This window comes from Paenibacillus sp. MMO-177, from assembly GCF_037147795.1.
Lineage (GTDB): Bacteria > Bacillota > Bacilli > Paenibacillales > Paenibacillaceae > Pristimantibacillus.
Genome location: NZ_JBBCUR010000004.1, coordinates 190,181 through 216,866, shown reverse-complemented (window position 1 = coordinate 216,866; position 26,686 = coordinate 190,181). Strand labels below are relative to the sequence as shown.

The following is a 26,686-nucleotide window of genomic DNA, read 5'->3' as shown; positions in this document are numbered from 1 at the left end:
GGAAAATAGTACATCAGATTCCAAGAAGCCAAGGAAGCTATCCTGTCCATGATGTGATAATATAGTCATAGTTATTGTAGCGCGGGAGGATTCCCGCCTTAACCGTCCTGAGAACGGAATCGAACTGGACTTAGGGCCGGGAGAAGAAACGTTGCCGGCGGTCAGCCGTATTAGAGAAAACCAACAAGAATGATCTTTAGCTAATGCTTACGAAGTAAGAATTGCTTACAAGCGGCTTAAGATAGCCGCTAACTAATCATCAATTCTTTTAAGGAGGTGAATGCATTGTTAGAGCTGCAGGATTTAATCCCGTATTTTTTCTCGATCAGTATTTTATGTTCGATGGCTTATCTGGCGTATTTTGCCCATCAGAGCGTTGATGCGGAGTTTAATACCTTGCAGAAGCGGGTTATATGGGAGCCGATTGTTCCGATTGTCGTGGTCATCAGCAGGCTGGAGAGGATCCAGCATTGGCTGGCCCGAAGGATCAAGCGCAAAGAAGCGCCGGATGGTGAATTAGCGGATTGTAACGCCCCGTTTGTGAAGATGACAGAGCACGCACACAAACGAGGAGGCTATTATGAGCAAAAACAATGCATTCACCGCTTTTACTAAAAAATACAGAATTCTCGCAGCCATCGCGATTCTTGTGATCGTCAGCGGCTGCGGCGCAAAAGGAACGATTGATTCCAATACGCCGGGCTTTTTTAACCACTATGTCGTTTTTCCGTTCTCGTATCTGATTCAGCACATTGCTTCCTTCTTTGGCGACAGCTACGGCATGGCCGTTATCGTTATGACGCTGCTAGTGCGGATCGTCCTCTTGCCTCTAATGCTGCGGCAATATAAAGGACAGCAGGGCATGAAGCAGAAGATGAGCGTCATTCAGCCGGAGCTGAACAAGCTGAAGGAGAAGTATAAAGAGAAGACGCCTGAGAACCAGGCCAAGCTGCAAAAAGAAACGATGGAGCTTTACAGCAAGCATCAGTTTAACCCGATGGCGATTGGCTGTCTGCCCATGTTGATTCAGATGCCGATCCTGACCGGCCTCTATTATGCGATCAAGATGACGCCGGAGCTTGCCCAGCATTCGTTCCTGTGGTTCCAGCTCGGCACGCCGGATCACATTCTGCCGTTCCTGGCAGCGGCGATTTATTACGTTCAGTTCCGCGTATCGCAGATTGGCGTAGACTCTGCCCAACAGAAGCAAATGGCGATGCTAGGCTTGCTCTCGCCGGTGATGATGGGGATTTTCTCCTTCAGCGCTCCGGCCGCGGTGCCGCTGTACTGGGTAGTCGGGGGAACGTTTATGATCATTCAGACGCTTGTATCTAAGAAGCTTTACCCAACGCTGCCTGCGGCGGGAGCCAATGATACACCGGCGGTTTCGGCCAAATAAGGCTTCGCAATAAATAAAGAAGAAGGACGCATGACCTGTGATATGCAGGCATGCGTCCTTTTGTTTTCCCGTATTTGGCGATATTTCGCCGTAAAGGGCTGTTTACCTCACTCCGTAAATGCTATACTTGATATAGCTCCTTACCGCGAGCCGTCAGCCGGCCCGCTGGGAGGCGGCGCTGCTGCGCCATTATTCGGATACCTATCGATCAGTTTGCTTGTTGCATCCGGCAAGACGATTTGCGGCACCTCCTCAGTAAATAAGCCGAAATTCGGATCGATATCTCTCTCCGTAACCAGATCATCCTTGCCCGCCATCGCCTGTTCACACTCCCTTTTTTCAGCTCCTGCCGTTAGATTGCCCTATATTTTCACTTACCATTACGATTACATAAGGTCGTACGCGAGCCTGTCCGGTATATATTTGGTATACCTGCCTGCCCGAGGTTACAATAAAAGGAGGATATGGCTCGGAATATTGATTGAAAAAGGAGGCGTTTTTTTCGATGATGAAACATTTTCCGGCAAGTGCCCGCCATTCTGTCGATTTGGGATGGCTCCGCAGCGCGATGAGCTTCTCGTTTGGGGAGTACTTCGATCCAGACAACTCGAGCTTTGGCGTCATGCGCGTATTAAACGATGACACGATCGCACCGGGGCGAGGCTTTGGCGCGCATCCGCATAGCGAGATGGAGATCGTGACGATTCCGCTGACGGGAAGACTTAAGCATGAAGACAACCTTGGCAATATTGAAGTAACATCAGCAGGCGAGGTTCAGCGTATGTCGGCGGGAACGGGAATTATTCACGCGGAATACAACGATTCAGATACAGAGGAAGGCAGCTTCCTGCAATTGTGGTTTATGCCGAAAGAACGGGGGCTCGCTCCCTCCTACGAGATGGCCAGCTACGATGAAGCGAAGCTGCAGAATGCGCTGCTGCCGGTTGTGACGCCGGATGGCGCAGGAGATACGGCCAGCATCAATCAGGATATGACGATCTATTTGGGACGGCTGCAGCCGGGCAGAAGGATCTTTTTTAACCAGAAAACAGGGCGCCGCGCTTTTGTTATGGTGCTGGAAGGAAATCTGAATGTAAATGGCATTGCGATGGGACCCAAAGATTCGATCCGCGCGGAATTCGAGCCCGATTTTGTGCTGTCCGCGGAAGAATCCGCCTTTGTTATGCTGATTGATCTGCCATAGGGCAATGCTTGCGAAGCAAGGAAGGCCAATGTGGCTGAAAGCGAGCTATATGCTTTTTAGGAGGGTTCAACGATGAAAGAGCAGTTACTGATCAAACACGCCGTAGGCGGCAGGACTTTCGTGGATTCATCCAAACAGTCGGTGTCTTACGAGGTCGTGCATGAAGCGGGGCAGTGGCGATTCGACGTGCGCACGCCAAAGCATGCCGGAATCGATGAGATCCTGAAGTGGAAGCAGGAGCTGAATGTGTTTATCTTCCGGACTTACGACGACGGGCGTCCGACGCTGAAGATCTGGTATTCGGTTGCGGCGGATACGGTGAAATACGATGCAGCGGGGGAAAAGCTGACGTTTATTGCGGTTTCCTGCATTGAATATATCCCGAACGAATTCGGCTATAAGCTTTAAATAAAGCTGCTGGAATATTTGGTATTACCATCCTGTTTTTATATTTACTCCTACTTTCGTCCCTAGTACAATAGACGTAGTTGGAATTGTCTGGGGAGGAGGTAGCGTAATGTTTACTTGGTACAGTCTTGTGCTTTTTATTCACATCATCGCAGCTGTGATGGGGCTTGGTACGGCATTTGGCTTTCCGCTTCTAGTTAGGGGGGCGAAGAATGCTGCTCAAGCAAGATTTACTCTTCAGACGGTCAAAAGCATGGAAGTTATGCCGAAGGTCGGAAGCATCACCCTTCTTGTAACGGGCCTTATTCTTGGCATCCAGGAGCCGGAATTGTTTCGGGCAGGCTGGTATATTGCTTCCATCGTTATTTATCTGCTCGCGCAAGTGATCGTCATCGGCATGTTCCCGAGATTCGCTAACGCGCAAATGGCCGTTCTGGATAATTATTCTGCGGATGATATTCCAGCAGAATACCGTGTAATCGGCAGGAAAAGCTTACGGTGGGAGCTTGTTACCCATTTTCTGGCTTTTCTTCTCATTTTGCTGATGGTGTTCAAGCCGACATTTTAATTCTGCGTAAATACTGGCTCCTTTGCTTCCGTATGGAGGTGAAGGAGTTTTTTTGCGCCGTTTCTGTTTTTTAGAAGTTTCATGCATGAAATTGGCGGTTAAAGGCACTCTAAAGTGACGGGGTTTATGAAGTCCGTACCAGATCAACCTGTTGAAGGAGGCATACCCATGTACAGCCGGAAAAAAATTCAGGAAGACATCCCGGAGGTAATCACGAAAATTTGGTCATGCGCAAGCGAGGACTGCAATGGCTGGATGAGAGCCAACTTTTCGTTTGACCAGACGCCGACCTGCGTGTTGTGCCAATCTCCTATGATCAGTGGGGAGCGGATGCTGCCTCTGCTTGTGAATTTGAATGATCCAGTAAAGCTGAGCGCTGTCGTTACTACGGCTGAGTAACGGACTGGTGCGGGAGGATGCCTGTAGAGGCATCCTCTTTTTTGTTCCCTTGACAGGGATGGGGATCGTCATTAGAATGGTTGCGATAAAACGGTTCTGGAGTGGTTGTCTAATGGGAAAAGATAAGGATTCCGCGCCGGCTCAGGCACCGAGGGCCGTCTTGTGGATGGCATTGCTGCTTGGCTCGCTGTCTGCGTTTGCTCCTCTTTCCATCGATATGTATTTGCCGGCCTTGCCGGAGCTTGCGGATGATTTCGGCGCGGGGACGTCGATGTCCCAGCTTAGCCTAACGGCCTGTTTGCTTGGCATTTCGCTTGGTCAGCTGTTTATTGGCCCGATCAGCGATGTAAGAGGCCGGCGGAAGCCTTTGTTAATTGGACTTATTGTTTATATTGCGGCTTCTATTCTATGCGTGGCGGCGCCTTCCATCGAAACCTTTGTTATGCTGCGTTTCGTGCAGGGCTTTGGAGGGGCGGCTGGGATTGTTATCTCGCGCGCGGTCGTCCGGGATTTGTTCGAGGGGGCGGGAATGACCCGGTTTTTCTCGATGCTTATGCTGGTGAACGGGGTAGCCCCTATCGCCGCTCCGATTGCCGGAGGACAGATTCTGAAATGGACCGAATGGCGCGGCGTGTTTATTGTTCTGACCGTGGTTGGCGCGGTAATGTTTGCGGCGGTATGGTTCGGGATGAAGGAATCTCTTCAGGAGAAGAACCGATCGCAGGGCGGAGTGGGCAATATGCTGATAAAATTCCGCGACCTGCTGACGGACCGCGTCTTTATGGGCTATGCGCTGACGCAAGGCTTTGTGGTAGCCGCGATGTTCGCATATATCTCGGGATCGCCGTTTGTTATCCAGAACCTGTTTGGCGTCTCGCCGCAAGGCTACAGCTTGTGCTTCGCCATTAACGGGCTTGGCATTATTGCGGCCAGTCAAATCGCCGGGAGGCTTGCCGGCAAGGTAAGCGCTCCGGCGCTGCTTGTTGCCGGCCTTAGCTTGGCGTTTGCGGGCGGGTTGGTGCTGCTGATTTCGATCATAGCCGGCTGGGGGTTGTTTGCCGTGCTGGTGCCGTTATTCTTCGTGGTTGCCAGCGTCGGGATTGTGCAGACGGCAAGCTTCTCGCTTGCGATGCAGAATCAGCAGCAGGCCGCAGGCAGCGCATCGGCGCTGCTTGGCTTGTTATCCTTTGTTTTTGGCGCTTGCATGGCGCCGCTTGTGGGCCTTGGCGGCAGCGAAGCCGCGCTGCCTATGGGGATTGTTATAGCCGCGGCGGAGACGGCGGCTGTGCTCAGCTATTTGCTGCTTGTTCGCCGGTCGCGCTTGAGTTAGAGCGGCCGGTACAAGCGAGTTTGTGGGTGGCCAATAAGACCTTGTGGGTGGGGGTCTTATTTGGCCACCCATTTGCCCAGCTTCGGGTGTTTAACGCCCTTGCAGGGTCTTATCTCTCGCCCTGCTGCGGTTTATGCCGCTTCGACCGGGCTAAATCGTTGCGTTAAGGCCCTTTAGGGGCCTTAACCATCAAGACTAGCTACTTCTTCTGGCCTTTAGGGTCCCCTAGGGACCTTAAGCTGTCTCATTAGCGGCTGCGCTGGATGTAGCTCTGGTTAAAGCGCTCTTAAAATTTAAGATAGGGGAGTACTTGCTCAAGAAAGGAATCGGAAAGAAAAAGAGCTTCTGACGGGCCGTTCAGGCCTTCAGAAGCTCTTGATTATGTTCATTTTAGTTTAAGAGGGAGGCGGGGGCTGCCCAACTGTAGTGCCAGCGGGTATGTTATCTTACTTCACACTGCCGATCGGGGAGGGCGTTCCTTCGCCAAGCAGGTTGCTGCGCCAAGCCGTGTAACGTTCCCATGCAGCCCCGCTGTCGAGCAGCGCTTTGCATTGGTACAACGCTTCTTCGATGGAGTCGGCACGGTCAGTCAGACGGAGACGAACCGCTGCATTCAGCAGAACCTGGTTCACGTAGCCGATATGCGCCGTTCCCCGCAGGACCGCCTCCACGGTTTCGACCTGCTCGGCGGCGCTCCATTCGGATTTTTCCGGCAGCGTTGCTTCCATGCCGAATTGTTCCGGATCAATGACATGCAGCCGCGCTTCTCCGTTCTCCACGATATACGTGCGGGTAGGACGCTCGACGAACAGATCCTCGGAGCCCTCCGTCCCTTGCACGATAAGGGCTCTGCGGTATTTCAAATCGGTGAGCAGCTTGCTCATCCGGTCGAAAACGGTGTTATGGAAAACGCCAAAGACGAGGTACGGCGAATGGGAGAAATCGATCAGCTTCTCCGCGGTGTTCAGCACCGTGCGCATGCCAAGCTCTTCGCGGATGTCCCGAAGCTCGCCCAGCGGAGGGCACCATTCCTCGGTGTCCACAAACAATACGCCGGTCGCTTTAGCCGCCTGTATGACGCGGTCCCGCGTCAGCTGCGTTTTGCCGATGCCAAGCTCGGCGAGCATATCCAGCAGCGTTACGCCCCATTTCGGGGGCAGCGATTTGGCGCCGTGCAGCGTCACGGGAAGGCCGGCAGAGGCAAGCAGGAAGGCTGTGGCAAAAGAAGCGAAAAAGGTTTTTATCCGCCCGTCGTAAGGTCCCGCGCAGTCCAGCCCTTCCTGAATGGGAGCACGGTAGGCGCTGTTCCGGCATACGCTTACGAACGCTTCCAGCTCCTCGACGCTTTCCATCTTAATCCGTTCGGCAATAAAAAAGGCGCCCATCTGGGCAGGGGTCGCTTTCCGGCTCATGATCCAGTCGGCCGCTTCCAGCGCCTCTTCATAGGTTAAGTCCCTGGCGCCTCTTTTTCCGCGGCCGACTTCTTTTAATAGTTTAGTAAACATCGTCAGCACCCCTTTATTTCTGCTCTTGCAGCAGCTGATAGACTTTCACGATGGATGTCGCCACATCCACGATCCGCTTCCGCTCATTCATCGCCTGCTTGCGCAGCAGGTCGTAAGCTTCCGCTTCGGATACCTGCTTTATTTTACATAGGATACCCTTCGCCATGTCAATCCACTTTCGCTCTTCCAGCCGCGCCTCCAGCTGTTTCCGCTCGTTCAGCCATTGCTGCCGTTCGAAGCAGGCCTTCGAGCCGAAGTGAAGCGCCCAGTGCAGCTCCTGCTCGCTCATTGATGGCGTGAGAATGCCGTCGATCGGCAGATCATCCTCGCAAAAGGCGGCGGACATCGTGGCCGTATCCGCGCTGCACCACCAGAGCATAGGCAGCCTCTTGCGCTGCAAGAGCCGGTTGCCCCATGGCTTCACTTCGCCTAAGGGCAGGTGAAAAATGACGGCATCGGCTTTTGGCAGATGATTTTTGGCTGTTTCATCCGAGCTCGCATACAATACGGAATAACCGTATGTCTCCAGCATTTGCTCGACCGGCAGCGCTTCAGCTTTTCCCCCGGGATTGTCGATCACTAACAGAGAACGCATGTCATCCTCCTTTTCCCCTACGAACGAAATATCAATTGTTATTATATATAACATGGATTGTGTGAAACTGTCGATACGCACAAATGTTCATTTTATATGTTAAGTATGTTGACATCATTAATGCGGCAATGTATAGTAGCGTTAACACACCGATAAAGCTTCCGGCTTTGCGGTACTACAATTCAATCTTTCATGAATACAATGGCGTATTCATTTGAAGCGGCAATGAAGCCTGTCTTCGTCTTTTGCGGGAATGCACAAGTGCGTCCTCGCGGAATCCGAAGCAGGCTTTTTTTATTTTCATAAGGCAATAGAGAGAGTGGAGAGGAGAATGACAATGGCGGATCGGAAGAAATTGGTGCTGGTTGGCAACGGAATGGCGGGGGTACGGGCAATCGAGCATCTGATCAAGCTCGCTCCGGATGCATATAGCATTACGATTTTTGGCGCGGAGCCGTACCCGAATTACAACCGGATTATGTTATCCTCGGTGCTTGCGGGCGGAACGGACATGAAGGATATCATCATTAACGACTGGGACTGGTATGCGGACAATCATATTCAGCTGCATGCCGGGCATGCGGTCACGAAGATTGATACGAAGCGTAAAAAGGTGTACTCCCAGCAAGGGATTGAAGCGGACTATGACGTGCTGGTTATGGCAACGGGTTCGAATCCGTTTATGCTGCCTCTGCCGGGCGCGAACAAGGAAGGCGTAATCGGCTTCCGGGATATTCGCGATACCGAGATTATGCAGGAGACTTCCCTAAAGTATAAAAAAGCAGCCGTAATCGGCGGCGGCCTGCTCGGGCTTGAGGCGGCGCGGGGGCTGCTGAATCTGGGAATGGACGTACACGTTGTCCATATCAACGGCATTCTGATGAACCGCGAGCTGGATGAGCCGGCTGCAAAGATGCTGCAGCGCGAGCTCGAAGCGCAGGGAATGAAGTTCCTGCTAAGCAAACAGTCGGCTTCCATTACGGGCAGACGCCGCGTGAAGGCTTTGCAATTCGCGGACGGCAGCGAGGTTGAAGCGGACCTTATCGTGATGGCGGTGGGGATCCGTCCGAACATTGAACTAGCGAAGGCATCCGGGATTGAAGTCGGCCGCGGGATTATCGTTGACGACTGGATGCGGACGAATATTCCGGATGTGTACGCGGTTGGCGAATGCGCCGAGCATCGTGGGATCGCTTATGGCCTTGTTGCTCCGCTGTATGAGCAAGGCGCCGTTCTGGCGAAGCTGCTGGCCGGCGTAGAGACGGAAGGCTACCAAGGTTCCGTTACTTCAACCAAGCTGAAAGTATCCGGTGTCGACGTATTCTCGGCAGGCCAATTCAACGAAGGGCCGGGCACTAGAGCCTTGCGTATTCAGGATGATGTGGCGGGCACGTACAAGAAGATTGTGATCAAAAACGGCAAGCTTGTGGGAGCCGTGCTGTTTGGCGATACAACCGACGGTGCCGAGCTGTTCTCGATTATGAAGAAGGGCGAATCGATTGAGGGCAAGGAGAAGGAGCTGCTGCTTGGCTTCTCGCCTGCGGCGGGAGGGGGAGCATCCTCCGCGGCGGATCGGCTGGCTTCGATGCCGGACGATGAAATCGTCTGCGGCTGTAACGGCGTATCGAAGGGCGCCATTGCCTACGCGATTCAGAATAAAGGCTGCAATACCCTCTCGAGCTTGAAAGGCTGCACGAAAGCTTCCGCTTCCTGCGGCGGCTGCAAGACCCAGGTTGAAGGTCTCCTTAAGCTGTATGCTGGCGATGCGGCAGGCGTGCCGGCGAAGGAAGGCATTTGCGGCTGCACGGAGCATTCCCGTGACGAGATCGTTGCTGCAATTAAAGAAATGCGCCTTATGACGGTCAAGGAAGTCATGAACGTGCTCGGATGGAAGAACGAAGGAGGCTGCACCAAATGCCGTCCGTCGTTGAACTACTACCTCGGCATGCTGTGGCCGGGAGAATACGAGGATCAGAAGGAATCGCGCTTCACGAACGAGCGTTACCACGCGAACATTCAGAAGGACGGCACCTATTCGGTTGTGCCTCGCGTCTACGGCGGCGTAACGACGCCGGCGGATCTGATCAAAATCGCTACCGTCGCCGAGAAGTACGAGGTTCCGATGGTGAAGTTCACCGGCGGGCAGCGGCTTGACCTGCTGGGCGTGAAGAAAGAGGATCTGCCAAAGATTTGGGAGGAGCTTGACATGCCTTCCGGCCATGCTTACGGCAAGACGCTCCGCACGGTTAAAACCTGCGTCGGCAACACCTTCTGCCGATTCGGCACGCAGGACTCGATCGCCATGGGGATCCGGATGGAGAAAGCCTACGAGCGAATGACGGCTCCGGCGAAAGTAAAGCTAGCCGTATCCGGCTGTCCGCGAAACTGCGCGGAAGCAACGATCAAGGATCTTGGCATTGTCGCGATCGACGGCGCCTGGGAGCTTCACGTAGGCGGCAACGGCGGTATCCATGTCCGCGCGACCGAGCTGCTCTGTACCGTAAAGACGGAGGATGAAGTGATGGAATGGTCCTCGGCTTACCTGCAATATTACCGCGAGAATGCGACATGGAACGAACGTACCGCTCAATGGATTGAACGCGTTGGCCTGGACCATGTCAAGAAAGCTCTCGAGAAGCGGGAAGACCGTCTGGCTTTGGTGGAGCGTTTGGAGAAGACGCTCAGCTATACAACGGACCCTTGGAAAGAAATCATAGAGAACAAAGAGCTGCGCAAAAACTTCGAGCAATTATCGACTCCGCAGCCGGTGCAAGGATAGGGGGGCTACTATATGGTGACAAAGGTGCTTGTAGCGAAACTAACGGATATCGACGTATTAGGCTCTCGTACGGTACAGGTCGACAACACGGACGTGGCGATTTTCCGTCTGGCAGACGGCAGCGTCAAAGCAGTCGAGAACAAATGCCCGCATAAGGGCGGCAGGCTTTCGGAAGGGATGGTGTGCGGCACGGCCGTGCACTGCCCGCTGCATGATTGGAGAATTGACTTGAAGAGCGGACGCGTGCATGAGCCGGACGACGGCTGCGTCAAGACGTTTGAGACGGAGATTGATCCGGGCAGCGGCGAGATCTATATCACCCTGTAGAGCAGAATAGAGACAACAAGCCTGGCGTTTTCGAAGTATGAATCATCATCACGATAGCCCGTAAGCGGGCTATTTCAGGAGGAATGAAACATGGACTACGTGAAACCGGCTGAAGTACTGGAATCGATGGTAGAGGCGGGGACGGCAAAGGCGGAAATGAGCGCCTCGCAAATGCTCATAAGGGGTTTTCTGGGCGGCGGCATTCTGGCCTTTGCGACAACGCTCGCCTATACGGCAACAACGCAAACTTCGCTGGCTCTAACCGGAGCTATTATATTCCCGATCGGCTTTGTTATCATCGTCCTTCTGGGGCTTGAGCTTGTGACCGGCAGCTTTGCGCTTATTCCTCTATCGGTTTTCAAACGGAAAACCTCCGTAACCCGCATGCTGGCCAACTATGGGCTTGTCATTATCGGCCACCTGATCGGCTGCGCGGTGTATGCGGCTTTATACGGCATGGCGGTTACGAAGATGGGGACGGATATGTCGAATCCCCTTGCCCAAATGCTTATCCAAGTCAGCGAGACAAAGACATTGGGTTATCAAAAAATGGGCTTCGACGGCATTATTCTTGTGTTCATCAAGGCAATTCTGTGCAACTGGATGGTAACGCTTGGCGTAGTCATGGCGATGACCTCCAAATCGACTTTGGGCAAAATCGTTGCGATGTGGCTGCCGATTCTGATGTTTTTCGAGCAAGGCTTCGAGCATGCGGTCGTTAATATGTTCGTCATCCCTGCAGGCATGATGCTTGGCGCGGACGTATCGGTAGCGGACTGGTGGCTGTGGAACCAAATTCCGGTGCTGCTTGGCAACTTTGTAGGCGGCGCTTTGTTTACCGGCTTTATGTTCTACTGGTCGCATAACAAGAAGGAGAAAGACTCCGAAAGCTCTCCCTCCTCCTCTTCCGCAAAGTCGGGTCTTCCTGCCAAGACGGCGCTTGCTGCCGAGAAAAGCGGTCTGTAATGCGGGCATCAGCGGGCAAGGTATACATTGTTGGAGCGGGCCCCGGCGATCCGGAACTGATCACGGTGAAGGCGATGCGGCGAATCGGGCTAGCGGACGTGATCCTGTACGATCGGCTCGTCAATGAAGAGCTGCTCACTTACGCCCGCGCCGATGCGGAGCTCGTATACTGCGGCAAAGCGCCTAATGCTCACGCGATGCCGCAGGAGGAGATTAACGCGGCGCTTGTCGCTTACGCCAAGCAGGGGAAGACGGTCGTCCGCCTGAAAGGGGGCGACCCCTTCGTCTTCGGGCGCGGCGGCGAGGAAGCGCTGGAGCTGGCGGAGCACGGCATCGAATGGGAGATTGTGCCGGGCGTCACGTCGGCCATAGGCGCGGCTGCCTCGGCGGCGATTCCGCTGACGCATCGCGGAAAGGCGGCGTCCTTCGCCTGTGTGACCGGCAATCGCTGTCACGGCGATCAGGAGCCGGTACGCTGGGATTTGCTTGCGCATAGCGTGGATACGCTGGCGATCTACATGGGCGTCAGCCAGCTCGCCGTTATTCGCGGGGAGCTGCTGAAGCACGGCAAGGCGGCAACCACGCCTGTTGCGATTATTGAGCGCGGCACAACCAGCAAGCAGCGCGTAATCACGGGCACGCTGGCTGACATTCATAAGCTGGCGGCATCTTTTAAAGTGGTCAATCCGGCTCTTATCATTGTGGGTGAAGTGGTCAGGGTTCGCGAGCAGCTTTTGCTGGCGGAGCAGCAGGCTGATGCTTGGGTTATGTGATACTCCTCTAAAAAATAGGCGAGCTTTTACAAAAAACGGATTGACAGTTATTTCTTCGGATGGTAAAGTGACAAATATCTTAAACAAATCGAAAGGAGGATTACGGCATGAATCCAATTGTAGGCGTTCATCAACAATTTAACCAAATGCATACTAATTTTATGAGCGTAATCCATCCGCGCGTCGAATCTCTTTGATCTTTAGGGGTATCCCATTAGAATCAAAGGCGCATGGTTACGTAACCGTAACCGTGCGCCTTTTTTGATGCAGCGGGCCAACTTGTGCCCGATTGCAGCCAAAGGAAGCGTACCGTTATCTTACGGTGCGCTTCCTTTTTTTGTGGGTTTATGGGGGAAGATGCTTGGATGGAAACGGGAGGTGTCTAACAGAAACTATGTTTATCGTACTTAAGAAGCTTCGATGGTTTTTCGCAATGAATTGGAAAAGATACACGCTAGCCTGCGTGCTGCTGATTGTCACCGGCTTTCTCGACGTGATTCCGCCTTGGCTGATTGGCCATACGATTGACGGGATTCATCAGGGCAGGCTGGACGCTACCGGCTTTATGCAGGTCGTGGCGGGCTGGATCGCCGTAACGGTGGTCGGCTACGCGATCACTTACGTGTGGCATTATAAGCTGTTTGGCGGTGCCTTCGTTCTGGAACGGCTGCTCCGTTCGAGGTTGATGCGCCACTTCCTTAAGATGTCGCCAACCTTCTACGAGCGCAACCGGACGGGCGACTTGATGGCCCGTTCCACGAATGACTTGAATGCGGTCGCGACAACGGCCGGCTTCGGCATTCTGACGCTGATTGACTCCACCTTCTTCATGCTGACGATTCTCGGCATCATGGCGGTGATGATCAGCGTTAAGCTGACGCTGGCGGCGCTTCTGCCATTGCCGTTCATCGCGCTTGCGATGAAGCATTTCGGGGGTAAAATCCACGAGCGCTTTATGCAGTCGCAGGACGCTTTCGGCGAATTGAACGACCAGGTGCTGGAATCGGTATCGGGGGTGCGGGTTATCCGCGCTTTCGTGCAGGAGGAAGCAAATCAGGATCAATTCCGCAAGAAGACCGATGAGGTCTTTCAGAAAAATATTGCGGTGGCCAAGATCGACGCGCTCTTCGAGCCAACGATCAAGATACTGGTCGGCCTCAGTTACCTGATCGGCTTGTGCTACGGCGGTTATCTCGTATTCCACAGCGAGATTACGCTTGGCGAGCTGGTCTCCTTCAACGTCTACCTCGGGATGCTGATCTGGCCGATGTTCGCGATCGGCGAGCTGATCAACATTATGCAGCGGGGCAACGCTTCGCTTGACCGGGTAGAGGAAACGCTTGGCTACAAGCCGGATGTGCAGGATGCGGAGAATACGATTGACGTGACTGAACCGGCAACGATTGCTTTTGGCGATGTGACGTTCCGTTATCCATCGTCCGTTGTAGACAACTTGAGCGGTGTGAGCATCAGTCTGCGCCAAGGCCAGACGCTGGGTATCGTCGGCCGCACGGGCAGCGGCAAAACAACGCTGCTCAAGCAGCTGCTGCGCGAATATCCGGTTGGCGCCGGCGAGATCAAGATTACCGGCCAGCCGCTCGAGAAGCTGCCGATGGAGCGGCTGCTTGGCTGGATCGGCTACGTGCCGCAGCAGCCGATTCTGTTCTCGAAGACGATTCGCGAGAATATTATGTTCGGCAAGAAAGGCGAAACGACGGAAGAGGATATGCAGCGTGCGCTTGCAAGGGCCTCCTTCGCCAAGGACATTCAATTCCTGCCCGACGGGCTGGAAACGATGGTCGGCGAGAAGGGCGTTGCGCTCTCCGGCGGTCAGAAACAAAGGGTCAGCATTGCGCGCGCGCTTATCGCCGATCCGGAAATATTGATGCTGGACGATGCGTTGTCCGCGGTAGACGGACGGACGGAAGCCGAGATTATTGAAGGCATCCGGACGGAACGCGCCGGCAAAACAACACTGATTACGACTCACCGGTTGTCCGCGGTGCAGCATGCCGACCACATCATCGTGCTGGACGAAGGACGTATTGTTCAGCAGGGTACCCATGATCATCTTGTGAAGCAGGATGGCTGGTACAGAGAGCAGTACGAGCGGCAGCAGCTGGAGTCGCTGATTGAATCATAGGAAAGAGAGGCGTTTACGAACAATGGGTCAAACAGGTAAACGATTGTTTCAATACGCCATGCTTTATAAAAAACCGATCATTGGAGCGTTAGTTCTACTCCTGCTGGCCGTATGCGCGGAGCTGGCGGGGCCGTTTATCGCGAAGCGGATGATCGATCAGAATATTCTCGGCATCGAGAAGAGCTGGTACGAGGTTGCGGCGGAAGAGCCTTACGCAGTCTCTTATAAAGATAAATGGTATAAGCGCGAAGACCACTTTGCAGCCGGCGAGGCCAAAGGTACCGAGGTGCATCTGCTACAGGCCGGCAGAAAATTTTACTGGTATGAAGGTACTCTTCCCGCCGTGGAAGGCGTACGCAAGGTGAGCGGCGGCCAGATGACCGTCACCGACAAAACAACCGGAGAGAATGCCGCATTCCCAGTTGCCCTGATTTCGGCTAAAGAGCTGTATCAGTTCTACAAGCCGGAAATTCCAAGCCTGATGAAGCTTGCCGGCCTCTATGTCGGACTGCTTGTGCTTGGCGCGGTATTCACCTACGGACAGCGGCTCTTGCTGCAGACGTCCGCGAACCGGATTGTCCGGCGCATGCGCAATGACGTATTCGCCCATACGCAGCGGCTTCCGGTGAACTACTTCGATACGCTCGCGGCCGGGCAGGTCGTCTCCCGGATTACGAATGATACGGAGGCCATCCGCGAGCTGTATGTCGCGGTGCTCGCGAACTTCTTCTCCGCGATCGTATACATGACGGCGATCTACGGAGCGTTGTTCCTGCTGGATCCAAGACTTGCGCTGTTTGCGCTGCCGCTGGTGCCGATTCTGCTCGTCTGGATTAATCTGTACCGGCGCTTTGCGGCCCGTTACAACCGGATTATCCGGACGAAGCTGAGCGAGATTAACGCGATGATTAACGAATCCATCCAAGGAATGGCGATTATCCAAGCGTTCCGCCGTCAGAAAGAGACGTTTAAAGAATTCGACGAGCTGAACGAGCATTATTTTACGTATCAGAACAAGCTGCTGAGCCTCAACTCGATTACGTCGCATAACCTGGTCAACGTCGTTCGCAACATCATCTTCCTTATTGTGATCTGGTTCTTCTGGGGCGATTGGTTTGGCGCTGCCATCGGGGTAGGCGTGCTGTATGCGTTCGTCGATCTGATGAACCGGATGTTCCAGCCGATCGTTGGCGTCGTCAACCAGCTGTCCAATCTGGAGACGGCAAGGGTATCCGCGGAGCGGGTGTTTACTCTGATGGATCAGCCGGGAGTTGAGGTTGAGCCGGGCACGATGGAGCGTTACAAGGGAGAAGTGAAATTCGATAACGTTTCGTTTGCCTACAAGAAGGATGAATACGTGCTCAAAAATATTTCCTTCACCGCCCGCCAAGGCGATACGGTGGCGCTTGTCGGCCATACGGGCTCCGGCAAAAGCTCGATTATGAACCTGCTGTTCCGGTTCTACGATTCCAATGAAGGCAGCATCGTTATCGACGGCAAGGATGTGCTGGATATTCCGAAGCAGCATCTGCGCCAGCATATGGGCATCGTTCTGCAGGATCCGTTCCTGTTCACCGGTACCATTGCCTCCAACATCAGCTTGAACAATCCGGCGATCAGCCGGGAGCGGGTGGAGCAGGCGCTTCGCGACGTTGGCGCCTACGACATGTTCGCGCAGCTTCCGGGCGGCATCGATGCGGAAGTGATCGAGAAGGGCAGCACGCTGTCCGCCGGCCAACGCCAGCTGATCTCGTTCGCCCGGGCGCTCGCTTACGATCCTGCCATTCTGATTCTGGATGAAGCAACGGCAAGCATCGATACAGAGACAGAGGCCATTATTCAAGAAGCGCTAGATGTGCTGAAGAAGGGCCGTACGACGTTTGTTATTGCGCATCGCTTATCAACAATCCGCCAAGCGGATCAGATTCTGGTGCTGGACCGCGGCCGCATCGTCGAACGCGGCAACCACGATCAGCTGATGGATCACCGAGGCAAATATTTCGCGATGTACCAGCTGCAGCAAGGCTCGGCTGTTACGGCTTCCTAATTAAAGGCGGGATCGGGGAAGGGTTCTCCCCGATTCCGGTTATGCAAAAAGCACCTCCATGCGGCCGGTTGGCTAATGGAGGTGCTTTTTTTGCTTGGCTGTTATTCCGTTTTGAACGTATCAATCGCTTTGTTCAGTTCGGATGCAAGTTTGCGCAGCTGGGCGGACGAGCTTGCAACCTCCTGCATGGAAGCGAGTTGCTCTTCAGAAGCCGCGGCTACGCGCTGTGACTGGATGGAGGATGCTTCGGCGATATGCTCCAGCTGATCAAGCGAAGCCGCAATCTCCTCGCTGCCTGCCGACATTTGCTCGGATGCCGCGGAAACCTCCTGGATTTGCGCGGATACCTGGCGGATAGCTTCATGGATGGAACGGAACGATTCGCCTGCCTGCTGGGAAACGGAGGTCCCTTCGCGGGCGCCTTCGGCCGCTTTTTCCATCGACTGAACAGCTTCGCTTGTCCGGCTGCTGATACCGTTTAGGATTTCGCTGATCTGATCCGAGGACTCTTTCGAGCGCTCAGCCAGCTTGCGGATCTCATGGGCAACAACAGAGAAGCCTTTGCCATGCTCGCCTGCGCGGGCTGCTTCAATAGACGCGTTAAGAGCGAGCAAATTCGTCTGCTTGGATACCTCTCCGATCATCTCGAGGATAGAGCCGATCTGGCTGTTCATTTGCTGCAGCTCCTGCATAACGGTTACCGTTTCGCTGACATTTTGCTCGATGGCCTGCATTTGGCTCACCGTCCGGTTAATAACCGTATCGCCGGCATTCGCAAGGTCGGAGGCGTCGGAGGCCAATTCGGATACGGAAGAGGAAGACTCCGCAATCCGCTGGATGCCGACGGTCATCTCGTTCATTGCGCGCTGGCATTCCTGGAAGCTCTGCAGCTGCGTATCCGCTCCGGCGGCAACCTCTTGGATGGCGTGAGCGACTTCCTCGGTAGCGCGCGAGGTCTGCTCGGCGCTTTCCTGCATGATGGAGGAGGAACCTGCTACCTCATTGGAAGTAGACCGAATCTGGCTGGCCAGCTGACGAAGGCTGGCGATCATTTCGTTAAAGGCATGGGAAGCTTGTCCAATCTCGTTGCCTGTAGTGACCGGTACCGTGACGGTCAGGTCGCCTTTTGCGGCAAGGGCGGCTACTTGGCTGAGACGCTTCAAAGGCTTGATGGCATACCGGACGATCACTACGATGAGGATAATAGCGATGGCATCGCAAATGATGCCGACATTAAGGACTTCCCACATTCTCCGGTTTAGCTCCGCTTGAACGTTGTCGTAGTCGAAATCGGCGCCCAATATCGCAACGGTTTTGTTGGAGTTGTCCTTGATTGCGAAAAGATAGCTGACCCATGTTCCCATCTCGTCCTGGTAGGTAGCCACTTTGGCGAAGCCGTCTTTCATCGCCTTATCGTAGCCTTTTGCAAACGCGGGGTCGAGCTCGTAAGGGGTGCCTGGCGTAATGCCGGCTTGCGTTAGCGCCCCGGTGCCTTGCAACGTGGTGAGATAAGTTTTGCCGTCTTTTTCATGCTTGTCCGGCTGCAGGATATAGACGTTGGAGACCTGGTCGTTGGAGTTCATGGACTCCAGAAATAACGATAAATTGTAAAAGGCCGCTGAGCCTTGAGTTTTTCCATTTTTCAACTGCTCCTGCGCAGAAGTCACAAGGTCGATTCTGGCATCCATAATATTGCCGAGGGTTTTGGCCGTGCGGGACATTTCTTCGAAATAAGCATCTTTTTGATTGTTGTTCGTCATCGATACCATTACCCCGATTGTAGCTAGAAATAGAAGGGCAAGTACAACGGACATGACAAGCGCTAAACTGGTTTTTCTCTTCGTGAACATTTCTTAATCCCTCGTTCTTTATGTAGTTGATCGGCTGCGGGAGCAAAGTTGTCTTGGTCATTGACCTACTATAACAGCCAAATATTAAATAAGTTCGCGGAGCTATGTTAGAAAAGTATTTGGCGGCGGTACCTACTCCTTTTTTCGGCGTATGGGCACCCGGAGTTTAGTTCTGAGACAATTCTAATTTATGGCAAAGCGCTAAAAACTAGCAATGTTCAAAATCTGTTCATAGAAGAGGGATACAATGGAAGCGTAATTGAAAATCCTGGATGGAAAGGCGGAATATTATGCGTAGAAGCAAAGCAATCGCGGCAAGTTTGATGGCCCTTACCCTTGCGCTTGGAGGAGGATTGGCTTACGCGGCCGGCACCGACTCGTCTGCATCGGCTTCATCGTCGGCAGCATCGGACCAGGCATTGCCGTCCGGAGGGCAGCAGAATAAGCAAGGGAAGTTTGCCGGCAAGCACGGCGGCTTTGCCCAGCTGGCCGGTTTGGAGAGCAAGCTGGCGGACTATCTGAAGCTGTCTGCGGAAGAACTGAAAACCAAGCTTGAGACGTCTACCTTGGCAGAGGTTGGGGCAGCGCAAGGCATCAGCCGTGAGGACTTGAAAGCGAAGCTGGTGGAATGGATTGACGCCGCAGCAGCGGCTATGCCGAAGAAAGGGGAGTCGGCGGCAGAGGGGAATTCGTTCAAAAAGCCGGACAACTCGGCTATTGCCGATAAGCTGCTTGATTCGAAAGGCTTTGGGGCAGAAGGGAAAGGCTTTGCTGGCAAAGGTCATCGTGTCGGCGCGGTCGCATTTGGCGATAAAGAAGCGCTTGCGAAGCTGCTTGGAATGACGTCGGCAGAGCTTGAGACGGCACTGAAGGATGGCCAGACACTTGCCGCTATTGCGGACAAGCAAGGCGTAAGCGTGCAAAGCGTGATTGACCTTGAGGTAAACGCCGTGAAAGCCAAGCTTGGCGAGGCACTCGCAAGCGGCAAGCTTACGCAAGAGGAGTACGATGCGAAGCTAGAGGCGGTCACGGATATGGTAACGAAGCAGGTGAACGGCGAGTGGGAAGCGCCTAAGGGCGGGCGCGGCGGCTTGGAGGGCGGCGCCAATTTCGGCGGCCGTCACGGTGGCAAGTGGCAAGGCGAAGCTGGACAACAAGAAGCGCCATCGGCTTCAAGCACGACCACGGCTTAATAGAAAATGCGGTACGCGCAAGTAATTGCTCGTACCGCATTTTTTTGTGTCTGCTTGTGGCTGGCGAGGCCGTGCAGCCGCAATCGCGAAATAAAACGGTTTTTCCGTGTTATAGAAGTTGGAGTGGTAGTGTACAGGCCTCGCAGAGTCAAATAAGAGGAAAAAACCGTGTTGCAGGGGGTGGGGCGTGGTTGGGTGTGATCAAAATGGCGAAATAAGACGGTTTTTCCGTGTTATAGAGGTCGGAGTGGTAGTGTACAGGCCTCGCAGAGTCAAATAAGAGGAAAAAACCGTGTTGCAGGGGGTGGGGCGTGGTTGGGTGTGATCAAAATGGCGAAATAAGACGGTTTTTCCGTGTTACAGAGGTCGGAGTGGTAGTGTGTAGGCTGCGCAGAGTCAAATAAGAGGAAAAAACCGTGTTACAGGGGGTGGGGCGTGGTTGGGTGTGATCAAAATGGCGAAATAAGACGGTTTTTCCGTGTTATAGAGGTCGGAGTGGTAGTGTGTAGGCTGCGCAGAGTCAAATAAGAGGAAAAAACCGTGTTACAGGAGGGGGCGTGGTTGAGTGTGATCAAAATGGCGAAATAATTGCGAAGCGCACAAGAAAGGACGGAGCAGAAGCTGCTCCGTCCTTTCTTCGTTTATTTAGGCTTTCAGCACGTCGTGGTCGACATAACGCTCGCCGTTCAGCTCGCTGATGATGTTGATCGCCACTTTGGCTCCGTCGCCCGCGGTGATAACCGCATGCACGCTTACGCCCGCAACCGTACCTGCTGCCCATACGCCAGGGATGCTGGTGCGGCCGGCCGGGTCTACGTCCGCCACGGTTTTGATGCGGGGCTCCGTGCCCGGTTTTGTCGCTACGCCAATGTGCTCCGCCAGATCAACCAAAGCGCCGGTTGCCAGCAGCACATGCTTCGCCTCGTAAGTGCCTTGGTCGGTTACAACGGACAAGCCGCCTTCGATTGGCGATACGCCGGTAACGGTCTCCTCTTTCAACTCTGCGCCAAGCCGGACGGCTTGCTTCTTGCCTGTATCCACAAGATCAGGGCCGCCAATCTCGGTAATGCCGTAATAATTCTCGAACCATGCCCGTTTGGTCATCCCTTTGTTGTTCTCGAGCAATAACGTTTGCTTGCCTGCTTTTGCCGTAAAGATTGCTGCGCTTGCACCGGCAGGACCGGCGCCAATAACGATGATATCGTACATCATTCCAGCCTCCTACGTAACATTGGTAAGTTCCACCAATATTATAAGTCCAGCCGGTGGGGACAAGCAATCGCTCCAGTCTTTTCATAAAATTTTCAAATTAATGGATTTATCTTGGTTGACTGACGACTAATCCTTTTGTTATAGTTCTACTGTCGAATAGTTCTATAATGAAACTAAATGATTGAAAACGAGAGGGATTACACATATGGTCATAGACAACGAAATGCTGGGGCAGATCATTCGGCGTTATGAAGGCGCGCATTTTACCGTACACCGCAGACTGACCGCGATGTTCCGCGATTTGATGCCGGACGATCTGACCTTTGATCAATCCTCGACGCTGCGTTATTTGCGCACCATGGGGGTGTGTACTTCTACGGAGTTAGCCGATGCCTTCTGCGTAGGCAAAAGCTCCATTACCGCCATCATTACGCGCTTATTCGATAAACAGCTGCTCGAGAGAATTCCCGATGAGAAGGACCGCCGCGTTACGCTGCTCCGGCTGACGGAAGAAGGCAAACGGATGGCGGATCAGGTGGAAGTCAAAATTCAGGAAGTCATTGCGAAGTACCTGCAGCATTTCAACGAGAAGGAAGCATTGGCGTTTATTGAGACTTATGAAAAGCTGGCCATGGTTATGTCACAGCCGCCGGGAGATGGAGAGGAGTTAGAGAAAAAATGAAGACGGTAATCAAAGCAAGATGGATTCTCCTTGTTGTCTGGATTGCGGTTATGGTTGGGCTCATGCTAAGCGCCCCCAATATGCAGGACCTCGTCCGCGAGAAAGGGCAGGTGAATGTGCCTGACGGCTACTCGTCGACAATCGCTGCGGACATGGTGAAGGCGATCGGCACGAAGGACTCCGGGGGAGGAGGTGCCTCTACGGTACTCGTCTTTCATAAGGACGGCGGCTTGTCTGCCGATGACCTGTCCAGCATACAGAGCGGCATTAACAAGCTGAAGGAGGAAAAAGACAAGCTGCGCATCACTTCGCTGACGACGCATTTCGATACGCCGGAGCTGGCGAAGCAAATGGTGGCGAAAGACGACTCTACCGTGCTGGTACTCGTTAACGTGAACCTGGACGGAGCGGAGCTCGCGCAAGTCCGCGATCATCTGTACGACGCGCTTAAAGACGTTAAGATTGAGCATTATTACACCGGCAACTGGCTTATTTCGGAGGACGTTGTCACAAGCTCTCAGGAAGGGCTAAAGAAAACCGAATTTATTACGGTCGGCTTTATTCTTATCATTCTGTTCGTGGTGTTCCGTTCGGCGGTGGCGCCGATTGTGCCGCTTCTGACGGTTGGTTTTACTTACATGGTGACGCAGTCGATCGTTGCTTTCCTAGTCAAATACATGGATTTCCCGCTCTCCAACTTTACGCAGATTTTTCTCGTTGCCGTGTTGTTCGGGATCGGGACGGATTACTGCATTTTGTTGATCAGCCGGTTTAAGGAAGAGCTGTCGCATCGCGGCGGCGATATTCCGGAATCGATTGTAGCTACTTACAAAACGGCGGGCAGAACGGTTCTCTTCTCCGGCTTGGCCGTATTGGTCGGCTTCGCTTCCATTGGCTTCTCGACCTTTATTCTGTACCGCTCCGCGGTGGCGGTAGCCGTTGGGATCGCCGTGCTGCTGCTGGCCCTGTTTACGATTGTACCGTTCTTTATGGCAACGCTTGGGCCTAAGCTCTTTTGGCCTTCGAAAGGCTCGCTGGAGCATAAGCCTAGCGGCCTCTGGGGCGCTGTCGGCAGCTTCTCGCTGAAACGTCCCATCTGGGCGCTCGTTATTTTGGCGGTGCTGGTTGTGCCGTTCCTTACGGCATACAAAGGCTCCCTGTCGTTTAACTCGCTCGACGAGATTGGCGATAAATACGATTCGGTCAAAGCGTTTAATATTATCGCTGACAGCTTTGGGCCCGGCGAATCGCTGCCAACGACGGTTGTCTTGAAATCCGATAAGCCGCTCGATACCTCTGACGGACTTGCGGCGGTTGAGCAGATCAGCCGCGAGCTGGGCAAGGTTGACGGCGTAAAGGTCGTCCGCAGCGCAACGCGTCCGACCGGCGAAGCGATGAATGATTTCCTTGTGTCGGGCCAGGCCGGAACGCTGGAAGACGGACTAGGGCAAAGCAATGACGGGCTTGGCAAAATCGGCTCCGGCTTATCGGACGCCAGCTCCGAGCTTAGCAAAAACGGACCAAAGCTGAACGATGCGGCGGCCGGTGCCGGCAAGTTGGTGGAGGGCACCAATGCGCTGAAGGGCGGTATCGACCAGCTGGGTACCGGGCTAAAGCAGATTGAACGCGGTCTGAAGGACGGCTCAGCCGGAGCCAAAGAATTAACGGCCGGGCTGAAGCAAGCCAAAGCAAGCGCCGATCAGCTTGCGGCGGCAAGCCGGGATCTGATGAAGGGTTATCAGCAGGCGGGCAGCGGATTAACGCAGCTTACGCAGGCTTATCAATCGGTTGCAACCGAGCAGGCGAAGCTTGCGGACGGATTATCGAGTCTTGAGCAAGGCATCTCGGGACTTAGCGCAACCCATCCGGAGCTCGCGGAGGATGCGGCTTATCAGCAAGCGTTAAGCTCGGTGAAGCAGCTTGGACAGGAAGCTTCCGGTCTGAGCGGGCAGATGTCCAAGCTGAATGCGCAGCTTACCGGCGTTAGCGGCGGGCTGGACAAAGCAAATGCCGGCTACAAGCAAGCGGCTGACGGGCAAGCGGCGCTTGCGGCGGGACTCGCCAAGCTGGCAAACGGTATTTCCGATCTGCAAAAAGGCATTGAGCAGGCGGCGAACGGCCAAGGCCAGATCGTCTCGAAGCTGCCTGGCGTTACGCAAGGTCTGGATCAGCTGTCGAACGGACAGAAAGAGCTGCAGTCCGGCTTTGCGGAGCTGAACGGCCAGCTTGGCCAACTGACGGATGGACTGAATCAAAGCGTTGACGGCCTGACGCAGGTAACGGACGGATTATCTTCGGCGAAAGGGTATCTCAATGAGCTGTCTTCCTCGCCGAACAAGCAGATGACCGGCTGGTTTATCCCGGATGAAGCGATTAAGAATGACGACTTCCAGCAAGCTTTGAACATTTATTTGTCCGAAGACCGCAAATCGGCGAAGTTTGACGTTGTCTTCAGCGGCAACCCATACGAAGAGGAAACGATGTCCCGGATTGATGATCTGGAAGCGGCAGTGGGACGCGGCGTGCAGGGCACACCTTTTGCTGGTCATGTTACTTACGCGGTTGGCGGCGTCTCCAGCATGAACAACGATTTGAGCAATATCTCGAACGCGGATTACTCCCGCACGGTTATGCTCATGATTATTGGCATTGCCATTATTCTGATTATCTTGTTCCGTTCCATCATCATGCCGCTGTATATGATCGCTTCGCTGCTCGTAACGTTCTATACGTCGATGGCAATCACCGAAGTCATCTTCGTCCGGATGCTGGGGCATACCGGCATCAGCTGGGCGGTTCCGTTCTTCGGCTTCGTTATGCTGGTGGCGCTGGGCATCGACTACAGCATCTTCCTGATGGACCGCTTCAAGGAATACCGCGATCAGCTGTCTCCTACCGAAGCGATTCTGGCCGCGATGAAAAACATGGGCACCGTCATTATGTCGGCAGCCGTTATTCTGGGCGGCACCTTTGCGGCGATGCTTCCTTCGGGGGTTATGTCGCTCTTGCAGATTGCCACGATCGTGCTCTGCGGCTTGTTCCTGTACGCGCTGGTGATGCTGCCGCTGTTCATTCCGGTTATGGTGCGGATGTTCGGCAAAGCGAACTACTGGCCGTTCATGAAGTCCGATGAGGAATACGTACCGGCAGGACGCGAGGTCCATACGCATTCTAAAGATATGTAAAAAAAGCGGCTGTGCGGGGGATAACCCTAGTACAGCCGCTTTTGCTTATGGCAGGCTTGGACCGGCCCGCGGGTCCTGAAGTCTGACGCTCTACGTTGGAGATTGTCCAATGTAGAGCGTCTTTTTTTTTCTATTGAGGCAGCCTACGTTGGATTTCATCCAATGGCTTGCGCTTATTTGAGCTTCTTTCGCCAAAATGAACGCATTTCGTTGGAAGGAATCCAGTGTAGCGTTCATAACTTAGCTCTAACGCGCCGTTATGCTGGATGAACTCCAATGTAGGCGAGGGAGAGGTCATTTATGTAACGAAGGATTCGCTGCAAAGCAGCAAAGGCACAAAGCTATAAAGCTGCAGATACGCAAAGCTGTGTCGCAAAGCTGTGTCGTAAAGCCGCGTCGCAAAGCTCCAAAGCGGATCCTTGCTCCGTTGTGTTAGATATGCGCCAGCACCGTGCCGCCGTAGACAAAGGCGATGCAGATGACGATCGCGGGATGGACTTTTTTGCGCTCCATCAGCCAGTAAGCTACGGCCGCAATGCCAAGCGTCTGCCACAGGTTGGTGGAATGGATCGACGTATCGACCATCTGCCAGGTGAGCAGCACCATCATAATGGCGACAACCGGCTGGACAAGCAGCGTCATCCCTTTAACAATCGGGGATTGGCGGTGCTTCTGCAGCAGCTTGAGCAGGAAAATAAGCGCTACGGCGGAAGGGACGATCGTAGCCGCAAGCGCCAGGACCAGACCGGGCCAGCCGGCTACATCATAGCCGATAAACGCGGCGATCTTGGTCGCGATTGGTCCGGGCAAGGCGTTGCCCAGCGCAAGGATATTCGAGAATTCGGCATCGTTCGTCCAACCGTAATGCGTAACGATCTGGTTGTACATAAGCGGGATGGAAGCGGGGCCGCCGCCATAGCCAAGCACGTTGGCAACGAAGAACCCGATTATAAGGTCAAGCCAATCCATTAGTCGCCGCCTCCTTCAGAACGAACGCGCCGTTTGTTTTTCCACTTGGCAACCCAGCCCGCCGCTTTGAAATGTACCGCTCCGTACGCAAGAAAGGCGACGATAACGATCGCATCTTCAATATTAATAATTTGAAGAAGGAGAAATGCCACCGCAAACATGGCAAAACCCATCCATTTGCCAAGCCCTTTGACGGCCCGGTTCGCAAATTCGTATGCCATAACGCCAAGCATAACGGCAATGACCGGAATAACGGCGGAGATCATCCCTTGGATGACAGCCGAACCGCTTAAATATTGCACCACCGACAGCAGCGCGATCATGGCGATTGCCGAAGGCAGAATATGCGCAAGAACGGCAACGACAGCGCCAAGCCAGCCTTTGCGGCGGTAGCCGAGGTAGGCGGCCATTTTGGTGGCGATAGGTCCCGGGAGGGCGTTAGCCAGCGCCAAAATCTCGGCGAATTCATCATCGTCGATCCAATGATAGCGGGTAACGGCTTCATAGCGGATAAGCGGAATAACGGACGGTCCGCCGCCATAGCCTAATACACCGGTTTTGACCATGGCCCACACGATGTGGCCGTAATCGGTTAAACCGGAAGGTCTTCCGGTCTGAGGCGGGCTCTTGCCCGGCTCCAAAGACGTTGTCGTTTCCATGCTACAGCCTCATTCCCATCCGACTTTTGTATCGGTTAATCAGCACCTGGCAGTCGACGCCCATAATGCCGGGCAGCGGGTATAGCTTCTCCCGCATAAAGGTCTCCATCTCCTGATTGCTCGTAAACAGTCCGTGCATATGCAGCTTGCTTGGGCCCGTCATATGATACAGGCTGGTGACAACTGGCTCGTCGGCTAAGCGGTCCGCAACTTCATGAAGATATTTGGGCTCTACCTCCACGTTAAAAAAAGCGCTGACCGTAATGCCGATCTTTTCCGGATTAATAACGGCCGTGAACCGCTCGATGACGCCCTCTTCCATCAGCGTATTGATGCGGGCCTGCACGGCGACGCGGGATAGACCGATATCCTTGGCCAGGTCAGTGTAAGAGATTCTGCCGTTCTGATGCAGGGCGGAAATGATTTTACGATCGATTTCGTCGATCTGAACGTTCTCGATTGGACTTGAAGTGCGGTGCTGCATGCTTAGTCT

At 53.9% G+C, this 26,686-nt stretch carries 24 protein-coding genes; 16 read left to right on the top strand and 8 right to left on the bottom strand.

From position 1 onward, the window contains the following. Window positions 1-285 precede the first annotated feature (285 nt). Together WFK81_RS16495 and yidC are read left to right on the top strand one after the other, a co-directional pair. Window positions 286-615 (top strand): hypothetical protein, encoded by a 330-nt coding sequence (locus tag WFK81_RS16495; protein ID WP_336787494.1) that lies wholly within the window; start codon window positions 286-288, stop codon window positions 613-615. Then, window positions 581-1,399, top strand: a complete 819-nt coding sequence (gene yidC, locus WFK81_RS16490) for a membrane protein insertase YidC (protein ID WP_336787493.1) — start codon at window positions 581-583, stop codon at window positions 1,397-1,399. Before WFK81_RS16495 ends, yidC begins: the two co-directional genes overlap by 35 nt. 140 nt (window positions 1,400-1,539) lie before the next feature. Here the strand turns inward: yidC and WFK81_RS16485 are convergent, their stop codons facing one another. After that, window positions 1,540-1,716, bottom strand: a complete 177-nt coding sequence (locus WFK81_RS16485) for a hypothetical protein (RefSeq protein WP_336787492.1) — start codon at window positions 1,714-1,716, stop codon at window positions 1,540-1,542. A gap of 188 nt (window positions 1,717-1,904) precedes the next feature. On the opposite strand from WFK81_RS16485, the gene WFK81_RS16480 reads away from it, so the two are divergent. The 5 genes from WFK81_RS16480 (at window position 1,905) to WFK81_RS16460 (ending at window position 5,308) form a co-directional block, all read left to right on the top strand. Next, a complete protein-coding gene (locus WFK81_RS16480; RefSeq protein WP_336787491.1) occupies window positions 1,905-2,603 on the top strand; it encodes a pirin family protein in 699 nt (232 codons plus the stop codon). Between the two features lie 72 nt (window positions 2,604-2,675). Beyond that, window positions 2,676-3,011, top strand: coding sequence for a hypothetical protein (locus tag WFK81_RS16475; protein ID WP_336787490.1), 336 nt, complete (start codon window positions 2,676-2,678; stop codon window positions 3,009-3,011). A gap of 109 nt (window positions 3,012-3,120) precedes the next feature. Beyond that, the gene (locus tag WFK81_RS16470) at window positions 3,121-3,579 is read left to right on the top strand and encodes a DUF2269 family protein (protein ID WP_336787489.1); all 459 of its coding nucleotides are present in this window, start codon (window positions 3,121-3,123) and stop codon (window positions 3,577-3,579) included. Between the two features lie 168 nt (window positions 3,580-3,747). After that, on the top strand, window positions 3,748-3,978 hold the full coding sequence (locus WFK81_RS16465; RefSeq protein ID WP_336787488.1) for a cold-shock protein: 231 nt from the start codon (window positions 3,748-3,750) through the stop codon (window positions 3,976-3,978). A 112-nt stretch (window positions 3,979-4,090) separates the two neighbouring features. Next, window positions 4,091-5,308: a multidrug effflux MFS transporter gene (locus tag WFK81_RS16460; RefSeq protein ID WP_336787487.1), complete on the top strand. Its 1,218-nt coding sequence runs from the start codon at window positions 4,091-4,093 to the stop codon at window positions 5,306-5,308. A gap of 446 nt (window positions 5,309-5,754) precedes the next feature. Here WFK81_RS16460 and WFK81_RS16455 read toward each other — a convergent pair whose 3' ends face one another. Both WFK81_RS16455 and WFK81_RS16450 read right to left on the bottom strand, forming a co-directional pair. Then, window positions 5,755-6,813 carry an anthranilate phosphoribosyltransferase gene (locus WFK81_RS16455; RefSeq protein ID WP_336787486.1) on the bottom strand — a complete coding sequence of 353 codons (1,059 nt, stop codon included), beginning with the start codon at window positions 6,811-6,813 and terminating at the stop codon, window positions 5,755-5,757. A 13-nt stretch (window positions 6,814-6,826) separates the two neighbouring features. Next, window positions 6,827-7,408 (bottom strand): ANTAR domain-containing response regulator, encoded by a 582-nt coding sequence (locus WFK81_RS16450; protein WP_336787485.1) that lies wholly within the window; start codon window positions 7,406-7,408, stop codon window positions 6,827-6,829. A gap of 337 nt (window positions 7,409-7,745) precedes the next feature. Between WFK81_RS16450 and nirB the strand changes: the two genes are divergently transcribed. From nirB to WFK81_RS16420, 6 genes are all read left to right on the top strand, one after another. Next, window positions 7,746-10,187, top strand: a complete 2,442-nt coding sequence (nirB, locus tag WFK81_RS16445; RefSeq protein WP_336787484.1) for a nitrite reductase large subunit NirB — start codon at window positions 7,746-7,748, stop codon at window positions 10,185-10,187. Window positions 10,188-10,199: 12 nt separating this feature from the next. Next, on the top strand, window positions 10,200-10,514 hold the full coding sequence (gene nirD, locus WFK81_RS16440) for a nitrite reductase small subunit NirD (RefSeq protein WP_336787483.1): 315 nt from the start codon (window positions 10,200-10,202) through the stop codon (window positions 10,512-10,514). 90 nt (window positions 10,515-10,604) lie between these two features. Next, window positions 10,605-11,480 carry a formate/nitrite transporter family protein gene (locus tag WFK81_RS16435; RefSeq protein ID WP_336787482.1) on the top strand — a complete coding sequence of 292 codons (876 nt, stop codon included), beginning with the start codon at window positions 10,605-10,607 and terminating at the stop codon, window positions 11,478-11,480. Beyond that, a complete protein-coding gene (cobA, locus tag WFK81_RS16430) occupies window positions 11,480-12,253 on the top strand; it encodes a uroporphyrinogen-III C-methyltransferase (protein WP_336787481.1) in 774 nt (257 codons plus the stop codon). The genes WFK81_RS16435 and cobA overlap by 1 nt, the downstream gene beginning before the upstream one ends. Window positions 12,254-12,647: 394 nt before the next feature. Continuing rightward, window positions 12,648-14,396, top strand: a complete 1,749-nt coding sequence (locus WFK81_RS16425; protein ID WP_336787480.1) for an ABC transporter ATP-binding protein — start codon at window positions 12,648-12,650, stop codon at window positions 14,394-14,396. A 22-nt stretch (window positions 14,397-14,418) separates the two neighbouring features. Further along, on the top strand, window positions 14,419-16,443 hold the full coding sequence (locus tag WFK81_RS16420; protein ID WP_336787479.1) for an ABC transporter ATP-binding protein: 2,025 nt from the start codon (window positions 14,419-14,421) through the stop codon (window positions 16,441-16,443). Window positions 16,444-16,544: 101 nt separating this feature from the next. Here WFK81_RS16420 and WFK81_RS16415 read toward each other — a convergent pair whose 3' ends face one another. Beyond that, window positions 16,545-18,293, bottom strand: coding sequence for a methyl-accepting chemotaxis protein (locus WFK81_RS16415; RefSeq protein WP_336787478.1), 1,749 nt, complete (start codon window positions 18,291-18,293; stop codon window positions 16,545-16,547). 290 nt (window positions 18,294-18,583) lie between these two features. Here WFK81_RS16415 and WFK81_RS16410 point away from each other — a divergent pair, with 290 nt between their 5' ends. Continuing rightward, complete coding sequence (locus tag WFK81_RS16410) at window positions 18,584-19,486, top strand: hypothetical protein (protein ID WP_336787477.1); 903 nt, start codon at window positions 18,584-18,586, stop codon at window positions 19,484-19,486. A gap of 645 nt (window positions 19,487-20,131) precedes the next feature. On the opposite strand, the gene WFK81_RS16405 is transcribed toward WFK81_RS16410, so the two are convergent. Beyond that, the gene (locus WFK81_RS16405; protein ID WP_336787476.1) at window positions 20,132-20,695 is read right to left on the bottom strand and encodes an FAD-dependent oxidoreductase; all 564 of its coding nucleotides are present in this window, start codon (window positions 20,693-20,695) and stop codon (window positions 20,132-20,134) included. 208 nt (window positions 20,696-20,903) lie between these two features. Between WFK81_RS16405 and WFK81_RS16400 the strand changes: the two genes are divergently transcribed. Together WFK81_RS16400 and WFK81_RS16395 are read left to right on the top strand one after the other, a co-directional pair. Beyond that, complete coding sequence (locus WFK81_RS16400; protein WP_336787475.1) at window positions 20,904-21,380, top strand: MarR family winged helix-turn-helix transcriptional regulator; 477 nt, start codon at window positions 20,904-20,906, stop codon at window positions 21,378-21,380. Further along, on the top strand, window positions 21,377-24,565 hold the full coding sequence (locus tag WFK81_RS16395) for an MMPL family transporter (protein ID WP_336787474.1): 3,189 nt from the start codon (window positions 21,377-21,379) through the stop codon (window positions 24,563-24,565). Before WFK81_RS16400 ends, WFK81_RS16395 begins: the two co-directional genes overlap by 4 nt. A 432-nt stretch (window positions 24,566-24,997) precedes the next feature. Here the strand turns inward: WFK81_RS16395 and WFK81_RS16390 are convergent, their stop codons facing one another. From WFK81_RS16390 to WFK81_RS16380, 3 genes are all read right to left on the bottom strand, one after another. After that, a complete protein-coding gene (locus tag WFK81_RS16390; RefSeq protein WP_336774841.1) occupies window positions 24,998-25,534 on the bottom strand; it encodes a chromate transporter in 537 nt (178 codons plus the stop codon). Continuing rightward, entirely contained in the window at window positions 25,534-26,100 is a 567-nt protein-coding gene (locus WFK81_RS16385; RefSeq protein WP_336787804.1) for a chromate transporter, read from the bottom strand. The genes WFK81_RS16390 and WFK81_RS16385 overlap by 1 nt, the downstream gene beginning before the upstream one ends. 94 nt (window positions 26,101-26,194) lie before the next feature. After that, on the bottom strand, window positions 26,195-26,677 hold the full coding sequence (locus tag WFK81_RS16380) for an Lrp/AsnC family transcriptional regulator (RefSeq protein WP_336787473.1): 483 nt from the start codon (window positions 26,675-26,677) through the stop codon (window positions 26,195-26,197). Between the last annotated feature and the right edge of the window lie 9 nt (window positions 26,678-26,686).

What these genes read in the sequence shown, in the direction of transcription:
- yidC (WP_336787493.1), top strand. Translation starts at nt 581, where the DNA reads ATGAGCAAAAACAATGCATTCACCGCTTTTACTAAAAAATACAGAATT.
- WFK81_RS16485 (WP_336787492.1), bottom strand. Translation starts at nt 1,716, where the DNA reads ATGGCGGGCAAGGATGATCTGGTTACGGAGAGAGATATCGATCCGAAT.
- WFK81_RS16480 (WP_336787491.1), top strand. Translation starts at nt 1,905, where the DNA reads ATGATGAAACATTTTCCGGCAAGTGCCCGCCATTCTGTCGATTTGGGA.
- WFK81_RS16475 (WP_336787490.1), top strand. Translation starts at nt 2,676, where the DNA reads ATGAAAGAGCAGTTACTGATCAAACACGCCGTAGGCGGCAGGACTTTC.
- WFK81_RS16470 (WP_336787489.1), top strand. Translation starts at nt 3,121, where the DNA reads ATGTTTACTTGGTACAGTCTTGTGCTTTTTATTCACATCATCGCAGCT.
- WFK81_RS16465 (WP_336787488.1), top strand. Translation starts at nt 3,748, where the DNA reads ATGTACAGCCGGAAAAAAATTCAGGAAGACATCCCGGAGGTAATCACG.
- WFK81_RS16460 (WP_336787487.1), top strand. Translation starts at nt 4,091, where the DNA reads ATGGGAAAAGATAAGGATTCCGCGCCGGCTCAGGCACCGAGGGCCGTC.
- WFK81_RS16455 (WP_336787486.1), bottom strand. Translation starts at nt 6,813, where the DNA reads ATGTTTACTAAACTATTAAAAGAAGTCGGCCGCGGAAAAAGAGGCGCC.
- WFK81_RS16450 (WP_336787485.1), bottom strand. Translation starts at nt 7,408, where the DNA reads ATGCGTTCTCTGTTAGTGATCGACAATCCCGGGGGAAAAGCTGAAGCG.
- nirB (WP_336787484.1), top strand. Translation starts at nt 7,746, where the DNA reads ATGGCGGATCGGAAGAAATTGGTGCTGGTTGGCAACGGAATGGCGGGG.
- nirD (WP_336787483.1), top strand. Translation starts at nt 10,200, where the DNA reads ATGGTGACAAAGGTGCTTGTAGCGAAACTAACGGATATCGACGTATTA.
- WFK81_RS16435 (WP_336787482.1), top strand. Translation starts at nt 10,605, where the DNA reads ATGGACTACGTGAAACCGGCTGAAGTACTGGAATCGATGGTAGAGGCG.
- cobA (WP_336787481.1), top strand. Translation starts at nt 11,480, where the DNA reads ATGCGGGCATCAGCGGGCAAGGTATACATTGTTGGAGCGGGCCCCGGC.
- WFK81_RS16425 (WP_336787480.1), top strand. Translation starts at nt 12,648, where the DNA reads ATGTTTATCGTACTTAAGAAGCTTCGATGGTTTTTCGCAATGAATTGG.
- WFK81_RS16420 (WP_336787479.1), top strand. Translation starts at nt 14,419, where the DNA reads ATGGGTCAAACAGGTAAACGATTGTTTCAATACGCCATGCTTTATAAA.
- WFK81_RS16415 (WP_336787478.1), bottom strand. Translation starts at nt 18,293, where the DNA reads ATGTTCACGAAGAGAAAAACCAGTTTAGCGCTTGTCATGTCCGTTGTA.
- WFK81_RS16410 (WP_336787477.1), top strand. Translation starts at nt 18,584, where the DNA reads ATGCGTAGAAGCAAAGCAATCGCGGCAAGTTTGATGGCCCTTACCCTT.
- WFK81_RS16405 (WP_336787476.1), bottom strand. Translation starts at nt 20,695, where the DNA reads ATGTACGATATCATCGTTATTGGCGCCGGTCCTGCCGGTGCAAGCGCA.
- WFK81_RS16400 (WP_336787475.1), top strand. Translation starts at nt 20,904, where the DNA reads ATGGTCATAGACAACGAAATGCTGGGGCAGATCATTCGGCGTTATGAA.
- WFK81_RS16395 (WP_336787474.1), top strand. Translation starts at nt 21,377, where the DNA reads ATGAAGACGGTAATCAAAGCAAGATGGATTCTCCTTGTTGTCTGGATT.
- WFK81_RS16390 (WP_336774841.1), bottom strand. Translation starts at nt 25,534, where the DNA reads ATGGATTGGCTTGACCTTATAATCGGGTTCTTCGTTGCCAACGTGCTT.
- WFK81_RS16385 (WP_336787804.1), bottom strand. Translation starts at nt 26,100, where the DNA reads ATGGTCAAAACCGGTGTATTAGGCTATGGCGGCGGACCGTCCGTTATT.
- WFK81_RS16380 (WP_336787473.1), bottom strand. Translation starts at nt 26,677, where the DNA reads ATGCAGCACCGCACTTCAAGTCCAATCGAGAACGTTCAGATCGACGAA.